The following is an 18,580-nucleotide window of genomic DNA, read 5'->3' on the forward strand; positions in this document are numbered from 1 at the left end:
GACGCTCTTCCGATCTTCTTTTTCAAGGTACTATACGACAAAAAATCGCAGTCCTTTTCTATTTTGGAACTGCGATGCAATTGTTCGTAGAACGTCCACATATACGAATGTGAACTATCACTATATATCCACTATTATTCTAACACACTTTGTCTGTTTTGGCAACAGTTTGGATAGATTTTGTGCAAGAAAAAGCTTGAAAATTTTTCACTTCGCTATAAATTTTGCTTGTTTTCTGTGATTGTTGGTCAGATATGTGGTCAGGTACAATAGAGGTGCGTTTTTCGCAGAAAGGATGATACTATGGCAAGAAAAGAAGCCAGCATTTACAAACGTAAAGATGGTCGCTGGGAAGCACGCTATGTCAAGGAGATTGGAGTGGACGGTAAGAAAAGGTATGGTTCAGTTTACGGCAAGACTTATACCGAAGCACAACAAAGACGTTTTGCGATAATACAGGATACCAGAATGCACGGAGCTACTTCATTTTCTCTTATTCTGTCAGATATTATGTGGGAATGGCTTCAATCTATGAAGAACAATATAAAGCCAAACACATATCAAAAATATGATGGAATTATCAAAAATCACGTTGAACCCTGCTCCATTGGCAAAAGCAATATTCGATTTTTAACGTCATCGTCACTTTCCAGCTTTGCAGACAAAAAGATAGCGGCAGGATTGTCTGCAAAAACGGTCAATGATATTCTGATAGTAATCGGATTGGCTTTGAACTATGCCGAAGAAGTTTATCATATACCAAAAATAAAGATATCAACGATAATTACGACTCGCTGTTCAGCGATAATAACGAGCTGGCACCGTTCAAGAATCTGTTCAACGAATGGTACGCCCGTGATACAAGCAAGAAAATTCGCGCTGTTTTCAAAGCGAAAGCTGAGCGAGGTCAACGCTTGGGGACAACCATTCCATACGGTTACCGCCGTGACCCTGACAGTGGAAAAGAATGTCATCTGCTGATTAATGAAGAAACCGCTCCGGTGGTAAGAATGATATTCTCAATGTGTGCATCAGGAATCGGACCGAGCAATATAGCAAAGACTTTGCATGAAAAGAAAATCCTCAAACCCACCTTCTATCGCTTTCAAAAGGAAGGCAGGTACGGCACGCACACGGACACAGATAATCCATATAAATGGAACGAGCGCACAATAGCCGATATTCTCGACAACGAGATTTACATTGGAAACACAATCAACTGTCAAACGCGAATTGCTTCATTCAAGGACAAGCGCACCATCAAGGTTCCAAAGGAAGAACAACTACGTTTCGAGAATACACACGAGGCAATCATTGACCAAGAAACATGGGACATAGTCCGCAAGGTACGCGAGGGCAGAGTCCGAAGAACCCGTATAGGAGAGATTGATAAATACAGCGGTTTGGTTTACTGTGCCGATTGCGGCAAAAAGCATTTCCTCTATCGCGGACGAACCATAAAGCGTGAAAGCTATAATTTCATATGTGGAAATTATCGTAAGCATGCAGGCAAAGAAAAATGCACGCCACACTCTATCCGAGAGGTTGTGCTTGACGAGATTGTGCTGGAAGAAATCAACAGGGCGATTTATTACGCGAAAAATAACACAAAGGAGTTCACTGATTATATTAGTAAAAAGACTTCCTCGCAGTACAGAAAAGATTTGAACGCCAAAACCGCTGAACTGTCAAAAGCTGAAAAGCGTATCGTGGAACTGAAATCACTTTTCAAGCATCTGTATGAGGATAATGTACTTGGTCGTATCAGCGACGAGCAGTACAGAATGTTATCCCTTGATTACAACGATGAGCAAAAGGAGCTTGAACAATCAATTCCTGATTTGCAAAAAGAAATTGATACACTCAAAAGCGAGTGTACCAATGTGCAGAAATTCCTTGATATTGTCAGGAAATATGTTCATGTAGAGGAACTGACGCCGGAGGTACTGCGAACCTTCATCAGCAAAATCGTTGTTCACGAACGTGAGAATAAGCACAGCCAAACCTCACCGCAGCAAATCGACATCTATTTCCGCTACATCGGAACCTTCGCTCTGCCGAACACAACCGACGCAACAGAAGAAACCAAACAAGACGAAAGGCGGACAGCCTAAACTGTCCGCCTGCGCATAGGGCACCGCCTTAAACTGAAAACATCCTTTTCGGAATCAGCCTAAAGGCACACCCGCTGATTTTATGTTATTCTTTCTCACGCGTCTGCTGCGCCGATTTTGCGGAACCGCGCGTAGCGGTGCGCTGTCAGCTCTTCGTCCGAAAGCGCAAGGTTCTTTTCAAAGGTACGCAGCACGAGCAGCTTGAGGCTCTCGAACATCGCGGCGTCCTCTGCCTTGGGCTGACGGATGATACGCTCGATCACGCCGAAGCCGAACAGATCCTGCGCGGTCATTTTCAGCGCTTCCGCCGCCTGCGGCGCCTTTGCGCTGTCCTTCCAGAGAATGGAGGCGCAGCCCTCGGGAGAAATAACGGAATAAACGGAGTTTTCGAGCATCCACACCTCGTCGGCAACCGCGAGCGCCAACGCGCCGCCGCTTCCGCCCTCACCGATCAGAATGGTGAGAACGGGCGTTTTGAGCGCCATCATCTCCATCAGGTTCTCGGCGATCGCCTGTCCCTGACCTCTCTCCTCGGCGCCGATGCCGGGATACGCGCCGCTGGTGTCGACCAGACAAAGCACCGGACGGTGGAACTTCTCCGCCTGCTTCATCAGGCGCAGCGCCTTGCGGTAGCCCTCGGGATGAGCCTGACCGAAGTTGCGTTCCATGCGCTCCTTGGTGTTTCTGCCCTTTTCGATGCCGATGACGGTCACGGGCGTGTCGTAGAGCATACCCAGACCCGCGACGATCGCCTTGTCGTCGGCAAATCTTCTGTCGCCGTGCAGCTCAATAAAGCTGTCGCCGAACATATTCTTTATGTAGTCAACCGCCGTCAGCTTCGACGCGTCGCGTGCCGCGAGCACCTTGTCATAGGCGGGATTGGGATTGACCGAATTGGTAGCTGACATGACTTATTCCTCCCCGTAGCCGTGCATTTTCAAAAGCTTTGAAATGGTGGACTTGAGCGCGACGCGGCTGACGACCGCGTCGATAAAGCCCTTCTGCAGGACAAATTCCGAGGTCTGGAAGTCCTTGGGAAGCTTCTGACGCATGGTCTGCTCGATGACGCGCGGTCCCGCGAACGCGACTAGCGCGTTCGGTTCGGCGAGGATGATATCGCCCTCCATCGCGAAGGACGCCGTCACGCCGCCCGTGGTGGGGTCGGTGAGGACGGTGATATAGAGCAGTCCCGCGTCGCTGTGACGCTTGACGGCTCCCGAGGTTTTCGCCATTTGCATGAGGCTGAGGATACCCTCCTGCATTCTCGCGCCGCCCGAAACGGTGCAGACGACGATCGGCAGGCCGTTATCGGTGGCGTACTCAAAGGCGCGGGTGATTTTTTCACCCGTGACGGTGCCCATACTGCCCATCATGAAATCCGCGTCCATGACACAGAGCACCGAGCGGACGCCGTCGATTTTGCATTCGCCGCAGCGCACGGACTCATTTGCCTTTTTTCCGGCTTTTTCGAGCTTCTCGTCGTAGCCCGGGAAATCGAGAAGATTGGAGCTTGTCAGATCCGCGTCGTGCTCCCGAAAGGTCTCCTTGTCCGCGAGCAGCGCGATACGCTGCTTCGCGCTCATGCGGAAGTGATGGTTGCAGTGCGTGCAGACGTGCAGGTTCTCCTCCATGTCGGTAGTGAGAAGCAGGGCGTTGCACTTGGGGCACTTCACCCACATTGCCTCGGGCACAAAGGGCACGTTCTGCTGCTTTTCAGCGGAATTTTCCAATTCATTCTTCGGTTTTACAAAAGCAAAAAAGTCCATTTATTTTACCTCACGTACTCTTGGCTGCGCTCAGCTTTCCGCCTTGCGCTTTTCCTCGAATTCACGCATAAAGTCGGTGGTGTACTCGCCTGTGACAAACTTTTCGTCGGAGAGGATCTCGGCGAGAATATTGCGGTTGATGTCGATGCCCTCGATCGTCAGCTCCGAGAGCGCCATTTTCATCTTGCGGATCGCCTCGGGACGGGTTCTCGCCTGCACGATCAGCTTGCCGATCATGGAATCATAGAACGGCGGCACAAAATAATCCTGATAGATCGCGGTGTCGAAGCGCACAAACGAACCGCCGGGGGTATGCAGGCGCCTGATCCTGCCGCAGCTCGGACGGAAGCCCTTTTCGGGATTCTCGGCGTTGATGCGGCACTCGATCACGTTGCCGTGCGTGAAGATGCTGTCCTGCGTTCTGGTGAGCTTCGCGCCCGCGGCGATTCGGATCTGCCACTGGACGATATCCAGACCCGTCACCATCTCGGTCACGCCGTGCTCCACCTGCAGACGGGTGTTCATCTCCATAAAATAGAAATTATTCTCTTTGTCAAGCAGGAATTCCACGGTGCCCGCGTTGACGTAATGCACCGCCTTCGCCGCCTTGACCGCGGCGATCATCATCTGCTTTCTCGTCTTTTCATCGAGCGCGGGGCTGGGGCTTTCCTCAATCATCTTCTGGTTCTTTCTCTGCACCGAGCACTCGCGCTCACCCAGACAGATGATGTTGTCATACTTGTCGCAGAGGAGCTGCATTTCGATGTGCTTGACGGGGAAGATAAATTTTTCGAGGTAGCACGCGCCGTCGCCGAAAGCCGCCTGCGCCTCGGAAGAAGCGGAGAGGAAGGCGTCCTCAAACTGGTCGATGCTGTCGACGCGGCGGATACCCTTGCCGCCGCCGCCCGAACGCGCCTTGATCAGCAGCGGGAAGCCGATTTTCTCCGCCTCCGCCTTTGCGCGCGCCACGTCCTCGACGATATCGCAGCCGGGCGTGACAGGGACGCCTGCCGCACGCATGGTCTTGCGCGCCATGTCCTTGTCGCCGAGCATACCGATCATGGAGGAGGTCGGGCCGATGAAGTTGATATTGCACTGCTCGCACAGAGAAACGAACTTGGCGTTCTCGCTGAGCAGTCCGTAGCCGGGGTGAATCGCCTGCGCGCCGCTCTCAACCGCTACCGTGAGGATAGCCGGAATGTTGAGATAGCTGTCCGCCACGCGGTTGCCGCCCACGCAGTAGCTCTCGTCGGCGAGCTGGACGTGCATGGCGTCCTTGTCCGCCTGAGAGTAGATTGCTACGGTGGAAATGCCCATCTCGCGGCAGGCGCGGATAATACGCACCGCAATCTCGCCGCGGTTGGCAATCAGAATTTTAGAAAACATTTCATTAACCTCGCGTTTCTTAGATTTGCGTTATGCTCATTCCTTTTCGTTCGGGACAAGCGCAAACGAAAGCTCCGCGCTGACGCAAAGCTTGCCGTCGACATAGCCCTTGGCGTCGATGAAGTAGAACGGACCCCTGTTTTTGGTGAGGGTGCAGACGCTCTCGAGGGTATCGCCCGGCTTGACGGGGTTCTTGAACTTGACATTGTTCATCTTGGTAAAGTAGGGCGTGCAGTCGCTGACCTTGTCCGCGAGGAGACAGCAGCTCGCCTGACCCATCATCTCGCAGAGAATCACGCCCGGGACAACGGGATTGCCGGGAAAATGACCCTGCAAAAAGAACTCGTCGCCCTTGATGGTATATCTGCCCTTGGCGGTGGTTTCGTCCACCGTCTCGGACTCCTCGACCAGCAGCATGTTGTCGCGGTGAGGCAGAATCTTCTTGATTTCTTCCTGATTCATCAAAATCTCCTTATTTGATGGCAAAGAGCGGCTGACCGTACTCAACCAGCTCGCCGTTGGTCGCAAGAACAGCGGTGATTTCGCCGTCCTCCTCCGCCTGGATCTCATTCATGCACTTCATCGCCTCGATAATGCAGACGACGTCGCCCTTCTTGACTCTCTTGCCGACGCTGACATAAGGCTCGCTGTCGGGAGAGGGAGCGGCGTAGAACACGCCGACGATCGGCGCATTGATCGCCTTGCCCGCATCGGCAGGCGCAGGAGCCGCAGCGGGAGCTGCCGCGGGTGCGGGAGCCGCAACAGGCGCGGGAGCGGGAACGGCAACGGGAGCCGCAACGGTGACAGCGGGCTTTTCAAGGCGCACCTTGACGTCGTCCTGCTGTACCTCGAGCGCGGACAGAGAGGAGTTCTCCAACAGCGCCATTAATTCCTTGATTTCTTCTATATTGAACATCTGAAACAATCCTTTTCGATTTGTTATTTATCAGTCAGCTATTTTCTTGAATACCACGCAGGCGTCATGACCGCCGAAGCCGAGATTGGTGGATGCGGCGACGTCGATGTCGCGCTTTTTCGCAACCTTCGGCGTGTAATCGAGGTCAAGTCCCTCGTCCGGCTCGTCGAGGTTAATGGTGGGAGGCACTACGCCCTCCTCGATCGCCTTGACAGCAGCGATCGCCTCGATCGCGCCCGTCGCGCCGAGCATGTGACCTGTCATGGACTTGGTCGAGCTGATGCTCGCGTCATACGCCTTTTCTCCGAGAGCCTTCTTGATCGCCATCGTCTCGGTGAGGTCGTTGAGGTGGGTGGAGGTGCCGTGCGCGTTGATATAGACGTTCGCGTCGTCCGCGACGTTCGCTTCCTCAAACGCGATCGCGATTGCTCTGGCAAGTCCGGCGCCCTCGGGATCGGGAGCGGTGACGTGGTGCGCGTCGCAGGTATTGCCGTAGCCGCTGAACTCGGCGTATATCTTCGCGCCGCGCGCCTTGGCGTGCTCGTATTCCTCGAGGATCAGCATACCCGCGCCCTCACCCATGACGAAGCCGTCTCTGTCCTTGTCAAACGGACGGGACGCCTTGCCCGGGTCGGGATTGGTGGAAAGCGCCTTCATGTTCTGGAAGCCCACGATGGTCAGTCTTGCGACGACTGCCTCCGCGCCGCCCGCGATGATCGCGTCGGCATAGCCGTCCTTGACGGCGTGGAACGCCTCGCCGATGGAGTTGGTTCCCGTTGCGCACGCGCTCATGACGGAAAGCGAAACGCCCTTTGCGCCGAAGCGGATCGCGACATTGCCCGTCGCGATATTGCCGATCATCATGGGGATAAAGAACGGAGATACCTTTCTGGGGCCGCCCAGCTCCAGACCGACGGTATTGCTCACAAAAGTATTCAGTCCGCCGATGCCTGCGCCGATGTAGACGCCGAAGCGGTTCTCGTCGATATGACCGAGGATGCCGCTGTCATCGACCGCCTGCTGAGCCGCCGCCATGGCGTACTGGCAATAGATATCAAGCTTCTTTGCCTCTCTCTTTTCAAAATACAGCTCGGGCTGAAAACCCTTGACGGTGCCCGCGATATGTACCTTGAGGTCGGAGGTGTCAAAGGCGGTGATCTCTTCGATGCCGTTGACGCCTGCAACCATATTTTTCCACATTTCGGGAACGGTGTTGCCCACAGGGCTGACGGCACCCAATCCCGTTACTACCACTCGTCTTGCCATAATGCCCTCCTTAAATCGCGAGACCGCCGTCCACGCGGATAACCTCTCCTGTCACATAAGCCGCCTCGTCGGAGCAGAGGAACGCGACCACATTGGCGACGTCCTCGGGCGTACCGATCCTCTTGGCGGGGATCTGCGCCTTCATGGTCTCCTTGACCTTGTCGGAAAGGGCGTTGGTCATATCGGTGCCGATATAGCCGGGCGCTACCGCGTTGACGGTCACGCCTCTGCCCGCAAGCTCTCTGGCTACGGACTTGGTCATGCCGATGATGCCCGCCTTGGAAGCGGCATAGTTCGCCTGTCCCGCGTTGCCGATCAGACCGACGATCGAGGAGGTGCTGACGATCCTGCCGAAGCGCTTCTTCATGAAGTGCTTGTAGGTGTGCTTGATCATGTTGAAGGTGCCCTTGAGGTTGACGTTGATAACCGCGTCAAAGTCGCTCTCCTCCATGTTGAGCACGAGCTTGTCGCGGGTGATGCCCGCGTTATTGATCAGGTAGTCGATGCCGCCGAAGTCCGCGATGACCTTGTCGACGACTTCCTTGGAGGCGGCGAAATCCGCGACGTTGCAGAAATACTGCTCCACCTTGGTGCCGTACTGCTCCAGCTCCGCCTTTGCATTCAAGCCCTCGCTCTCGTCTCCGACATAGAGGATCGCGATATTCGCGCCGCCCTCGGCGAGCTTCTTGGCAATCGCGAGACCGATACCGCGGGAGCCGCCTGTCACGACGGCGGTTCTATCCTGAAAATTCATATGAATACGCCTTCTTTCCGTTAGGTTCTGTAATCAATATTGGGGTAAATGAGGAAATACCTCGGTGGTGTCCAGATACTGCTCCGCACCTGCTACCCAGTTGTAGGCAAATACCGCGCTGAGCGTGTTGCGGTCGGCGAGGTAATACTGCGCCTTGCCGAGATACTCGTCGCTGAGCGTCTTTTCACGGCACTTCGCAATAACCGTATCCATGCCGCCCTGCATCTCGGCAGTCTTTGCGTCGAAGTACTCCGCGACTCTTTCCGCCAGCTGAGCGTGCGCGGTATCCGCGTCGTTGCCCGAGCGTGCGATCAGCTCCGCGTCGTCAAGGCGCGAGCCGCTTTCCACGTCGATATTATATACGTAATAATAGACGGACTGATTGACGGGAGCACGGTCGATAAACACCAGACTCAGCGTCTTGCCGTTGAGATACGCCTTGTATTCCGCGCCCTTGGAAAAGTCCTCCATCGGCTTGCCGCTGTCATACGCGTCAAAAATCTTATTGCAGCGCTCGGCTATCTCCGCGTTGATTGCGTCCGCATCCGCGGACTGAATCAAAAGCTCGGGCTGCTGACAGAAATACTCGCGTGTTTCGTCGCCGTATTTGGTCTCCCAGCTCTCAACACGCACCGTCCTGACGAACTCGTCCGCCGCGCGTGTCGGCTCCTCGGTCGTCTGAACCGCTTCTGTTGCGGCGTCTGTCGCGGCGTCTGTCGCGGCCTCCGTTACAGCCGCTGCCGTTGTCTGCGTGTTCTCAGCCGGCTTCGCGCCGCAGGCGGAAAGTGCCGCCGCACCGCAGATCGCCGCCAGAATCAGCGCCGAAAATTTGTAAAATTGCTTTTTCATATTATATGTACCTATCGGCAATCGCTTCCGCGCTGCCGCTCATATTATCTGTTCACGATTTTCGCGATGTCCTCGGGCGTCTCCGCCTTGAACGCCGCGACGTTCTCGTCGATGCGCTTGATCAGTCCCGTCAGCGTCTTGCCGACGCCGACCTCGATGAAGGTGTCGACGCCCTCGGCGATCATGTTTTCAACGATGGTCTGCCAGCGCACGGGGTTCTCGACCTGCGCCCTGACAAGCTCCTTGTAGTCGCCCTCATAGGGCTTCGCGGTGTAGTCCGAGTAAATCGGGAGCGCCGGCTCCTTGAAGTCAACGTCCTTCATGTAGTCGGCAAGTCCCGCAGCCGCGTCCGCCATAAAGGGAGAGTGGAACGCGCCGCTGACCGGGAGCTGCTTGGCTCTGCCGCCTGCCGCCTTGACCGCCTCACAGAACGCGTCGGCGCTTTCGCTCGTCGTCGCGACGACCGTCTGGGCAGGGGAGTTGTAGTTCACGGGATAGGTCTTGTCAAAGCCTGCGCAGACCTCCTCGACCTGAGCGGGCGTCATCTTCATGACTGCCACCATCGCGCCGGGATTCTCCTTCGCCGCCTTGTCCATCAGCTCACCGCGCTTGCACACGAGGCGGAACGCCTCCTCGTCGGTGAGGATGCCCGCATAAGCCAGCGCCGCGATCTCTCCGAGAGAGAAGCCCGCCACGCAGTCGGGCACGATGCCCGCTTCCTTCACGGCATACGCCGCCGCGAGGTCTGCGGTAAATACGCAGGGCTGGGTGTTGACGGTGCGGTTCAACTCCCCGGCAGCGCCCTCAAAGCACTGCGCGGAGGTACCCTCGCGGATGGAATCCGCCAGATCAAAGACCGCCTTCGCTGCGGGAGAAGCGTCATAAAGCGCCTTTCCCATGCCGCTGTACTGCGCGCCCTGTCCCGAAAAAATCAATGCTATTTTACCCATTTTGCCGCACCCTTCAAAACTTCCTCCGCCTCGGTGAACATCTCAACGATGATATCACGCGCGGGCTGCTCCTTGGTGACCATGCTCGCGACCTGTCCCGCAAGCACGCAGCCGTTCTTGACGTCACCCTCGCGGGCGGCGATCCTCAGAACGCCGGCTCCCATCTTCTCAAGCTCCTCGTCGGAAACATGGGAGCTGTCGTATTCCGCCTTGGAATAGGCGCGCGTAAAGGCGTTGCGGATAGAGCGCACGGGATGGCCGAGACGCTTGCCCGTTACGACGGAGTCGATATCCTTCGCCTTGAGTACCTTATCTTTATATGCCTGAGAAATAGTGCATTCCTCGGCAACCAGAAATCTTGTTCCGACCTGAACGCCGACCGCGCCCAGCATGAACGCCGCCGCGACCTGTCTGCCGTCGCAGATGCCGCCCGCAGCGATTACGGGAATGGAAACCGCGTCAACGACCTGGGGCACCAGCGCCATCGTGGTCAGCTCGCCGACGTGACCGCCGCTCTCGCCGCCCTCTGCGATCAGCGCGAACGCGCCCATCTTTTCCATCTTTCTCGCGAGTGCTACGCTCGGCACAACGGGAATCACGCGGATGCCCGCTTCCGTCCACTTCGCCATGTACTTGCCGGGATTGCCCGCGCCGGTGGTGACGACCTTGACGCCCTCCTCAATCACGACGTCGGATACCTCGTCGGCAAAAGGACTCATGAGCATGATGTTGACGCCGAAGGGCTTGTCTGTCAGCTCCTTGCACTTGCGGATTTCCGCGCGGAGCTGCTCGCCGTTGGAGTTCATCGCAGCAATCAATCCCAGTCCGCCCGCGTTGGAAACGCCCGCGGCAAGAGAGGCGTCGGCTACCCAAGCCATACCGCCCTGAAAGATGGGATATTCCAGACCGAGAGTCTGGTCAATGACAGTCGAAATCATATGTAGTCTCCTTTCCTGTAAAGCCTGCAAGATTTCATTGGTTGGAATCTCAAAATAACACATAATGCGACGATGTTTCGTTTTTGGCATTACTATTTATTATCATACCCCAAAACCCGCTAAAAGTCAATGGAATAGTTGCCGAAGATGTTTACTGCAATTGCGCTCAACTGCAATAATCCTCCAAGATTTTCCTCAGGGCGCTCTCTCCCGTAATGACGATGCCCTTTGCCAGCTTGCTGCGGTCTGCCTTTGGCAGCGAATAGACAAGGGTATCCGTCGTCATAAACGGCTCAGTCTCTCCCTCGCGCCATACCGCGATGCGTCCGCGGCGCTCTCCCATCACAAAATTCCTGCTTTCGTCGGATACGGTCTGCTGCGACGCCGCGCGCACGACCTCCCTGCCCGCGCCCGTCGCCAGCGTGCTGATGATGACGCAGGAAACCAACACGATTCCCGTAATCGCGATTACGGCCAATTTGACTGTATTTTTCATCGATTCATTCTTCTTTCATGCCTTTTTACTCTTATCTTCTCCCGCTTTTCGTGAAATATTCACCCTTTTCCATAAAATAATAAGGGGTGAAATAAATATTTTCTATTGAAAAATTTATTTTTGTTATTTATTTTTTCGCGCGAAAGTGCTATAATAAACATTACTAATGTGTACAATGGAAGAAATACATGCTCCGGCATTTTTAATTCACAAGGAGTTTTTATGCGTAACAAACGTGAAACGGATATCAGCAGCTACACGGGAAAAATCCCCGAGCAGCCTGAAATTACCTACAAAAGAAGCGAAAGCGGCGCCAAGCGGTTTTTCAAGGGACTGGGCAAGTTCCTTCTGACCATGTTCTCGATATTCGCCATCGCGGGCATCATTACGGCGGTCTCGCTGGGTATCTATATCTACCATCTCGCGTCCGAGCCGACGGGTATCGACCTCAAGGCGAAGTCGATGAACCAGACCAGCCGCATCTTCATCAAGGACAGCGACACGGGCGAGTTCACCGAGGCACGCAAGCTCTATGACACGGAGAACCGCATCTGGGTTGACAACCAGAACATCCCCCAATATATGAAGGAGGCGCAGGTCGCGATCGAAGACAAGCGCTTCTATGAGCACAACGGCGTCGACTGGCAGCGTACCCTCTCGGCGGTCGCCATGCTCGCAACGGGCAAGGACTCCTACGGCGGCTCCACCATCACGCAGCAGCTGATCAAGAACATCACCGACGACAACGAGGTGAGCATCAACCGTAAGCTGCGCGAGATCTGCAAGGCGTTCAAGCTTGAGCAGGAATACACGAAAGACCAGATCCTCGAGGCGTATTTGAACGTCGTCAACTTCGGCAACAACTGTCAGGGCGTCGAGGCGGCGGCTCAGCTCTATTTCGGCAAGAGCATCAAGGACTGCTCCCTCGCGGAATGCGCCGCGATTGCGGGCATCACCCAGAACCCCTCGCGCTGGAATCCGCTGATTTATCCCGAGAACAACAAGGAAAGACGCGAGCTGATCCTCTCCGAGATGTACGATCAGGAGATCATCAGCAAGCAGGAATATGACGCCGCCATGCAGGAAAGCGCGAATATGACCTTCGTCGGCTTCAAGAGCGCCAACAACGATGACGACGAGGACGAGGACAACGACGTTCAGAACTGGTACTACGACCAGCTGTTCTACGACCTCAGAACCGACCTTGCGCAGTATTACAACATCAGCGAAGGCGCGGCAAGCGAAAAGATCTACACCGAGGGTCTGAAAATTTACTGCGCGATGGACGAAAAGATGCAGGAATACATCGAGAAGGAAGCCCTGAAAATCGACAAGAGCGCCGATCCCAGCATCGAGCTCGGCTCCGTTTTGATGGACTTTGACGGCCGCGTCATCGCCACCGTCGGCAGCTCAAACCGCAAGACCACCGACCTCGCATGGGACAGAGCGGCACACTCCGCTTTGCAGCCGGGTTCTTCCATCAAGCCGCTGTTCTGCTACCCCATCGCGATCGACACCAAGCAGCTCTACTTCTCCTCCAAGGTCAACGACGAACCGCTGGAGAAATATCAGTTTGACGCCGCGTCGGGAACCTATATCTCCGGTCCGCAGAACGCCTACGGCTCCTATCTGGGCGAGATCCTTCTCCCCGACGCGATCGAGCGCTCCTCCAATGCCACCGCGGTTCAGGTCATGGAGCTGATCGGCGGCCCCACCGTCGCCTATGAAAAGGCGCTCACCAAGCTGAACTTCAAGCACCTCAACGAGGCGGACGCGCATAACATCGGCGCACTCTCGCTGGGCGGTCTGACAGGCGGTGTTACGGTCCGTGAAATGGCGGCAGCCTACACCTACATGGGCAATCAGGGACTTTATCACAAGCCCTACACCTACTACTACATCACAGATTCCGAGGACAACGTCATCCTCGATAACCGCGACAGCGTTCCCAAGCAGGCATATTCCGCGGAAACCGCGACGATCATGAACCGCCTGCTCCACTATAATATAGAAAACACCGAACACACCCGTGCCAACTACGCCCGCATCTCGGGCTGGGACATCGCGGGTAAGACAGGTACGACCGATAACGATCAGGACTGCTGGTTCTGCGGCATGTCGCCCTACGGCGTCATGGCGACCTGGACAGGCTTCGACAGCCCCGCGCATATCAACGACACCACCCGCTCCGCGAAGTTCTTCGCGAACGTCATGGGCGAATACCTCAAGGACAAGGAGCAGAAGGAATTTAACCTCTCTCCCAACGTCATCGCGGCGACCTACAACCCCGTAACAGGTCTGGTTGTTTCCACCGATTACGTTTCGGGCAAATATATCGGTTACTACACCGAGGACAACATGCCCGCGTTCGGCTCGGCGTGGTATGACGAGGATTATTCCTACGACTGGAACAGCGAGAGCAGCCAGTCCTCACACGACTACACCTACGACCCGCAGCACAGCGACCAGAGCAGTCACCACAGCAGTGAAAGCTCCGGCAGCGGCAGCGAAAGCTCGGGCAGTGCCAGCTCGGAATCCGATACCCCCGATCCCGGACGGTTTGATCCCGTAGCGCCCGAGTCATCGGAAAATCCTTAAGGAATATGTGAAATACAATCGCTTAACACTGCCAACTATCAACTAAAGGACGGTATGAATAATATGGTATCAGTAGCAATCATGGGACACGGCGTTGTCGGCTCAGGTGTCGCCGAAATCCTTCTCACACACAAGCAGAAGCTTTTCGCGAGCATCGGAGAAGAAATCTATATCAAAAAGGTTCTTGACCTCCGTGAGTTCCCCGACAGCCCCATCGCCGACCGCTTTACGAAGGACTTTGAGGAAATCATCAACGACCTCGAGATCCGCATCGTCGTTGAAGTCATGGGCGGTCTGCACCCTGCTTATGAGTTCGTGAAACGCTGCCTCAAGGCAGGCAAGAGCGTCGTCACCTCCAACAAGGAGCTTGTCGCCGCTTACGGCGCGGAGCTTCTGGAAATCGCGCGCGTTGAAAACGTCAACTTCCTCTTTGAAGCCTCTGTCGGCGGCGGTATTCCGATTATCCGCCCGATGAACCAGTGCCTCGTCGCCAACATCGTCGACGAAGTCGCGGGTATTCTCAACGGCACCACCAACTTCATCCTCACCAAGATGATCGAGGACGGCATGCAGTTCCGCGACGCGCTTCGTCTGGCGCAGGAGCTGGGCTTTGCCGAGAGGAATCCCTCTGCGGATATCGAAGGACACGACGCGTGCCGCAAGATTTGTATTCTCGCGTCCATGGCATTCGGCAAGCATGTCTATCCCGATATGGTACATACCGAGGGCATCACGGGCATCACGCTGGAGGACGTCAAATACGCCGAGAAATTCGGCTGCGTGATCAAGCTGATCGGCAGGGTCAAGAAGCTGAAAAACGGCATGATCGATATTATCACCGCCCCCATGCTCGTACCCTTCAAGAGCCAGCTCGCGAACATTGATAACGAGTTCAACGGCATCATGGTGCGCGGAGACTGCACGGGCGACGTGGTATTCTACGGCAAGGGCGCAGGTAAGCTGCCCACCGCCAGCGCGGTCGTCGCGGATATCGTCGACTGCTGCACTCATCTCAAGCAGCGCCGTTTCCTCTACTGGGCGGACGGCAAGGGCGATAACATCATCAACGTCAACGAGTCCGAGTTCGCGATGTATGTCCGCGCCAAGGGCAAGGACGTCGCGGTCAAGGCGGAGGCGCTCTTCGGCAGTATTCAGTCGATCAACACCCCCGGCAAGCGCACCGCGTTCACAACAGGCAAGATGCCCTACGGTGAGTTTATCAAGAAGATCAACAAGCTCTCCGCTGACGGCGTGGAAATTCTCTCCACCATCCGCATCGGTGATCTTTGATTCTCTGTCTAATAATATAAGGGAACCTCTAAAAATTCCCTACCGTGCATAAGCACGAAATCTTCACGGCATAATCTTGCCAAAACCCCTTGAAATACGTCAGTATTCCTGCGGCGTTTTGACAATATTCTGCCATAAATCTTCCGTACTTCTGCACGACATTGAATTATTAGAGATTCCCATAACGGAAAGAACACATTTGATATCTTTCCGTTCAGGCACACATTTTATTCAGTAAAAATTCAGAGTAAACCTATCCATGTGAAATGGGATTGGTCAGACATTGCAGAACACTTCCCGCGTAAACGAAAGGGCGAGCTTTGCGCGAACCCCTAGTCCGCGAAGTAAAATAAAAAGGAGTATATTGGAAATGAGTTTGATTGTTCAGAAATTCGGCGGTACATCCGTTGCCAATGCCGAGAGAGTCATGAACGTGGCGAAGATCGTTACAGATACCTTTGCCAAGGGCAACGACGTTGTCGTTGTTGTTTCGGCGCAGGGCGACTTCACCGACGTACTGGTTGACAAACAAATGGAAATCAACCCCAGAGCCTCCAAGCGTGAGCAGGATATGCTTCTCGCTGCAGGCGAGCAGATTTCCATCGCGCTGCTCGCGATGGCGATCGAGAAGCTCGGCTATCACGCCACCTCGCTGCTCGGCTGGCAGGCTGGTTTTCAGACCTCTTCCGCCCACACCAACGCCAGAATCAAGAGAGTGGATCCCTCCAGAATCCGCGCAGCGATCGACAGACACAACATCGTCATCGTAGCCGGCTTCCAGGGACTGTCCAGATTCGGCGACGTCACCACCCTCGGCAGAGGCGGTTCCGACACCTCTGCGGTAGCGATCGCGGCTGCTATGCACGCGGATCTCTGCCAGATCTACACGGACGTTGAAGGCGTATTCACCGCCGACCCGCGCAAGGTTCCCAACGCGAGAAAGCTCGACGAGATTTCCTATGACGAAATGCTCGAGCTTGCGACCCTCGGCGCGCAGGTGCTCAACAACCGTTCCGTAGAAATGGCTAAAAAATACAACATCGAGCTTGAGGTGCTTTCATCACTCACACACGCACCCGGCACTATCGTAAAGGAGAGAACAAAAGCAATGGAAAAAATGTTAATCAGCGGCGTCGCTAAAGATACAGAAATCGCAAGAGTCTCGGTAACAGGCGTTCCCAATATTCCCGGTATCGCGTTCAAGATGTTCTCCAGACTTTCCAAAAAGGACATCAACGTCGACATCATTCTCCAGTCCATCGGTCACGACGGCAAGAAGGACATCAGCTTCACCGTCGCCAAGAACAGAGGTCAGGACGCGGTTGACGCGCTCAAGGACTACATGACCGACCACGGCGCTGACGAGATCCTGCTCGACACCAATGTTGCCAAAATTTCCATCGTCGGCGCGGGCATGGAGAGCCACGCGGGCGTTGCCACCAAGATGTTCGAAGCGCTCTATGACGCGCAAATCAACATCCACATGATCTCCACCTCCGAAATCAAGATCTCCGTCCTGATCAACGCCGACGACGCCGACAAGGCTGTCAAGGCGATCCACGACAAGTTCTTTGACTGATATCATCCGACTGCATAAACCGCGCCTTGAGCGCGGTTTTTCTTTTTTCGGACGCTTCTGAATCCGTTTCCTCCTTCGCTGAGTGCGGATAGATGAAAAAAATGACTAATAGCAGCCAAAAGATGTCATCAAATCGCTAAAAAGCTTCATTTTTGAAAACAATATTAATAAAATTTCTCTTGCTTTTTCAGCTATTTCGTGATATATTATTTACGAGAGAGAGGTGATTCTGCCTCTCGCGCACATATCCGGCGCATTACGGATAAATATTTTAGAAAAGGTGATTAACGTGAAAAAAGAAATCTTCAAAAGAGTAGCCGCCGTTTCGATGGCTACCCTGATGGCGGGCGCTGTTTTCGCAGGCTGCGGCAACAACGCTTCATCCTCCTCAACTGACAGCAAGACCGACAGCAGCGCAGCTAGCTCCGACACCAAGTCAACCGGAACCGGAAAGGTTTACTGGCTGAACTTCAAGCCCGAAATCGACGAGACACTCCAGGAGCTCGCTAAGACCTACACCGAAAAGACCGGCGTTGACGTAAAGGTTACAACCGCCGCTTCCGGTACATACTTTCAGACCCTTACCTCTGAGATGGACAAGTCCAATCCTCCTACACTCTTTGTTATCGGTAACCAGCAGGGTGTAAAGGACTGGGGCGACTATGCTCTTGACCTCAAGGACACCGCTATTGCCAAGGAACTCAGCACTGACGCTTACAACCTCACAGACGAAAACGGCAAGCTCGTTTCCATCGGTTACTGCTATGAGTGCTACGGCATCATCGCGAACCCCGAGCTGGTCGAAAAAGCCGGCTACAAGATGGACGACATCAAAAACTTTGAAGGCCTGAAGAAGGTTGCCGAGGGTATCCACAGCAAGGCAGACGAACTCGGCTTTGATGCATTCTCATCCTCCGATATGGACGATTCTTCTTCCTGGAGATTCACCGGCCACATGGCTAACCTCGAGTACTTCTACGAGGAGAAGGCTGCAGGCAAAACTTGGACAGAGTGCCCTGCTACCATCACCGGCGAGTTCATGCCCAACTTCAAGAACCTCTATGATCTCTGCATCAACAACAGCCTCACCGATCCTAAGGATCTCGCAACAGGCGGTCACGACGCTGAGAACGAGTTCAAGACTCAGAAGGCTGCGTTCTTTGTAAACGGCTCCTGGGAGTATGCTGCTGTTTCCGAAGCAGTTCCCAAGGCTACCATGATCCCCTACTACTGCGGTGTTGACGGCGAAGAAAAGGCCGGTCTGAACTGCGGTACAGAAAACTGCTGGGCAGTTAACTCCAAGGTTTCCGAGGACGATCAGAAGGCTACTATCGACTTCATGGTATGGCTCGTTTCCGACGCTGACGCTTCCAAGAAGATGGTTGACCAGCTCGGCATTATGCCCTACAAGAACGCTCCCAAGTCTTCCAACGGCTTCCTCAACGACGCTGACACCTACACCAACAACGGCTGCTACGTAATGGATTGGGCTACCAACTATCAGCCCAATGTTGACGAGTACCGTGCTGCTCTCGTATCTGCACTCAACGCTTACAACGCTGATCAGAGCGACGCAAACTGGGATGCTGTCAAGAGCGCTTTCGTAGACGGCTGGGCTACTCAGTACAAGGCTGCCAACGCACAGTAATTTCATTCAAAGATAACATCTGGCGGAGGT

General features: G+C 54.5%; 17 protein-coding genes. 6 read left to right on the top strand and 11 right to left on the bottom strand.

All coding sequences use genetic code 11. The features are described from left to right. Window positions 1-303 precede the first annotated feature (303 nt). Together JKK62_RS10040 and JKK62_RS10045 are read left to right on the top strand one after the other, a co-directional pair. Entirely contained in the window at window positions 304-981 is a 678-nt protein-coding gene (locus JKK62_RS10040; RefSeq protein ID WP_201427775.1) for a tyrosine-type recombinase/integrase, read from the top strand. Then, window positions 915-2,114, top strand: a complete 1,200-nt coding sequence (locus JKK62_RS10045; protein ID WP_279380626.1) for a recombinase family protein — start codon at window positions 915-917, stop codon at window positions 2,112-2,114. Before JKK62_RS10040 ends, JKK62_RS10045 begins: the two co-directional genes overlap by 67 nt. A 95-nt stretch (window positions 2,115-2,209) precedes the next feature. On the opposite strand, the gene JKK62_RS10050 is transcribed toward JKK62_RS10045, so the two are convergent. The 11 genes from JKK62_RS10050 to JKK62_RS10100 form a co-directional block, all read right to left on the bottom strand. Continuing rightward, entirely contained in the window at window positions 2,210-3,022 is an 813-nt protein-coding gene (locus tag JKK62_RS10050) for an acetyl-CoA carboxylase carboxyltransferase subunit alpha (protein ID WP_201427777.1), read from the bottom strand. A gap of 3 nt (window positions 3,023-3,025) precedes the next feature. Continuing rightward, window positions 3,026-3,880, bottom strand: a complete 855-nt coding sequence (gene accD / locus JKK62_RS10055; protein ID WP_092966669.1) for an acetyl-CoA carboxylase, carboxyltransferase subunit beta — start codon at window positions 3,878-3,880, stop codon at window positions 3,026-3,028. Window positions 3,881-3,910: 30 nt separating this feature from the next. Further along, a complete protein-coding gene (gene accC, locus JKK62_RS10060; RefSeq protein ID WP_092966667.1) occupies window positions 3,911-5,266 on the bottom strand; it encodes an acetyl-CoA carboxylase biotin carboxylase subunit in 1,356 nt (451 codons plus the stop codon). A 36-nt stretch (window positions 5,267-5,302) separates the two neighbouring features. Then, window positions 5,303-5,728 carry a 3-hydroxyacyl-ACP dehydratase FabZ family protein gene (locus tag JKK62_RS10065; protein ID WP_201427778.1) on the bottom strand — a complete coding sequence of 142 codons (426 nt, stop codon included), beginning with the start codon at window positions 5,726-5,728 and terminating at the stop codon, window positions 5,303-5,305. 10 nt (window positions 5,729-5,738) lie between these two features. Further along, entirely contained in the window at window positions 5,739-6,182 is a 444-nt protein-coding gene (accB, locus tag JKK62_RS10070; protein ID WP_201427779.1) for an acetyl-CoA carboxylase biotin carboxyl carrier protein, read from the bottom strand. Between the two features lie 30 nt (window positions 6,183-6,212). After that, entirely contained in the window at window positions 6,213-7,448 is a 1,236-nt protein-coding gene (fabF, locus tag JKK62_RS10075; RefSeq protein ID WP_201427780.1) for a beta-ketoacyl-ACP synthase II, read from the bottom strand. A 10-nt stretch (window positions 7,449-7,458) separates the two neighbouring features. Beyond that, window positions 7,459-8,202 carry a 3-oxoacyl-[acyl-carrier-protein] reductase gene (fabG, locus tag JKK62_RS10080; protein WP_092966658.1) on the bottom strand — a complete coding sequence of 248 codons (744 nt, stop codon included), beginning with the start codon at window positions 8,200-8,202 and terminating at the stop codon, window positions 7,459-7,461. A 33-nt stretch (window positions 8,203-8,235) separates the two neighbouring features. After that, the gene (locus JKK62_RS10085) at window positions 8,236-9,051 is read right to left on the bottom strand and encodes a hypothetical protein (RefSeq protein WP_201427781.1); all 816 of its coding nucleotides are present in this window, start codon (window positions 9,049-9,051) and stop codon (window positions 8,236-8,238) included. A 44-nt stretch (window positions 9,052-9,095) separates the two neighbouring features. Then, window positions 9,096-10,001, bottom strand: coding sequence for an ACP S-malonyltransferase (locus JKK62_RS10090; RefSeq protein ID WP_092966654.1), 906 nt, complete (start codon window positions 9,999-10,001; stop codon window positions 9,096-9,098). Further along, window positions 9,989-10,939, bottom strand: a complete 951-nt coding sequence (gene fabK, locus JKK62_RS10095) for an enoyl-[acyl-carrier-protein] reductase FabK (protein WP_092966652.1) — start codon at window positions 10,937-10,939, stop codon at window positions 9,989-9,991. Before fabK ends, JKK62_RS10090 begins: the two co-directional genes overlap by 13 nt. A gap of 166 nt (window positions 10,940-11,105) precedes the next feature. Beyond that, a complete protein-coding gene (locus JKK62_RS10100) occupies window positions 11,106-11,435 on the bottom strand; it encodes a DUF6250 domain-containing protein (protein WP_092966650.1) in 330 nt (109 codons plus the stop codon). Between the two features lie 222 nt (window positions 11,436-11,657). Here JKK62_RS10100 and JKK62_RS10105 point away from each other — a divergent pair, with 222 nt between their 5' ends. The 4 genes from JKK62_RS10105 (at window position 11,658) to JKK62_RS10120 (ending at window position 18,550) form a co-directional block, all read left to right on the top strand. Next, on the top strand, window positions 11,658-14,033 hold the full coding sequence (locus tag JKK62_RS10105; RefSeq protein WP_201427782.1) for a transglycosylase domain-containing protein: 2,376 nt from the start codon (window positions 11,658-11,660) through the stop codon (window positions 14,031-14,033). A gap of 63 nt (window positions 14,034-14,096) precedes the next feature. Beyond that, window positions 14,097-15,323, top strand: a complete 1,227-nt coding sequence (locus JKK62_RS10110) for a homoserine dehydrogenase (protein ID WP_092966646.1) — start codon at window positions 14,097-14,099, stop codon at window positions 15,321-15,323. 370 nt (window positions 15,324-15,693) lie between these two features. Next, window positions 15,694-16,902 carry an aspartate kinase gene (locus tag JKK62_RS10115; protein ID WP_092966644.1) on the top strand — a complete coding sequence of 403 codons (1,209 nt, stop codon included), beginning with the start codon at window positions 15,694-15,696 and terminating at the stop codon, window positions 16,900-16,902. Window positions 16,903-17,191: 289 nt separating this feature from the next. Then, window positions 17,192-18,550 (top strand): ABC transporter substrate-binding protein, encoded by a 1,359-nt coding sequence (locus JKK62_RS10120; RefSeq protein ID WP_366503316.1) that lies wholly within the window; start codon window positions 17,192-17,194, stop codon window positions 18,548-18,550. Window positions 18,551-18,580 lie beyond the last annotated feature (30 nt).

The sequence above is a fragment of the Ruminococcus difficilis genome (assembly GCF_016680995.1).

Excerpts from the sequence above, each read along its gene's own strand:
- fabG (WP_092966658.1), bottom strand. The coding sequence starts at position 8,202 with ATGAATTTTCAGGATAGAACCGCCGTCGTGACAGGCGGCTCCCGCGGT.
- accC (WP_092966667.1), bottom strand. The coding sequence starts at position 5,266 with ATGTTTTCTAAAATTCTGATTGCCAACCGCGGCGAGATTGCGGTGCGT.
- JKK62_RS10090 (WP_092966654.1), bottom strand. The coding sequence starts at position 10,001 with ATGGGTAAAATAGCATTGATTTTTTCGGGACAGGGCGCGCAGTACAGC.
- JKK62_RS10105 (WP_201427782.1), top strand. The coding sequence starts at position 11,658 with ATGCGTAACAAACGTGAAACGGATATCAGCAGCTACACGGGAAAAATC.
- JKK62_RS10065 (WP_201427778.1), bottom strand. The coding sequence starts at position 5,728 with ATGAATCAGGAAGAAATCAAGAAGATTCTGCCTCACCGCGACAACATG.
- JKK62_RS10115 (WP_092966644.1), top strand. The coding sequence starts at position 15,694 with ATGAGTTTGATTGTTCAGAAATTCGGCGGTACATCCGTTGCCAATGCC.
- JKK62_RS10050 (WP_201427777.1), bottom strand. The coding sequence starts at position 3,022 with ATGTCAGCTACCAATTCGGTCAATCCCAATCCCGCCTATGACAAGGTG.
- JKK62_RS10110 (WP_092966646.1), top strand. The coding sequence starts at position 14,097 with ATGGTATCAGTAGCAATCATGGGACACGGCGTTGTCGGCTCAGGTGTC.
- JKK62_RS10085 (WP_201427781.1), bottom strand. The coding sequence starts at position 9,051 with ATGAAAAAGCAATTTTACAAATTTTCGGCGCTGATTCTGGCGGCGATC.
- fabF (WP_201427780.1), bottom strand. The coding sequence starts at position 7,448 with ATGGCAAGACGAGTGGTAGTAACGGGATTGGGTGCCGTCAGCCCTGTG.
- JKK62_RS10100 (WP_092966650.1), bottom strand. The coding sequence starts at position 11,435 with ATGAAAAATACAGTCAAATTGGCCGTAATCGCGATTACGGGAATCGTG.
- accD (WP_092966669.1), bottom strand. The coding sequence starts at position 3,880 with ATGGACTTTTTTGCTTTTGTAAAACCGAAGAATGAATTGGAAAATTCC.
- fabK (WP_092966652.1), bottom strand. The coding sequence starts at position 10,939 with ATGATTTCGACTGTCATTGACCAGACTCTCGGTCTGGAATATCCCATC.
- accB (WP_201427779.1), bottom strand. The coding sequence starts at position 6,182 with ATGTTCAATATAGAAGAAATCAAGGAATTAATGGCGCTGTTGGAGAAC.
- JKK62_RS10040 (WP_201427775.1), top strand. The coding sequence starts at position 304 with ATGGCAAGAAAAGAAGCCAGCATTTACAAACGTAAAGATGGTCGCTGG.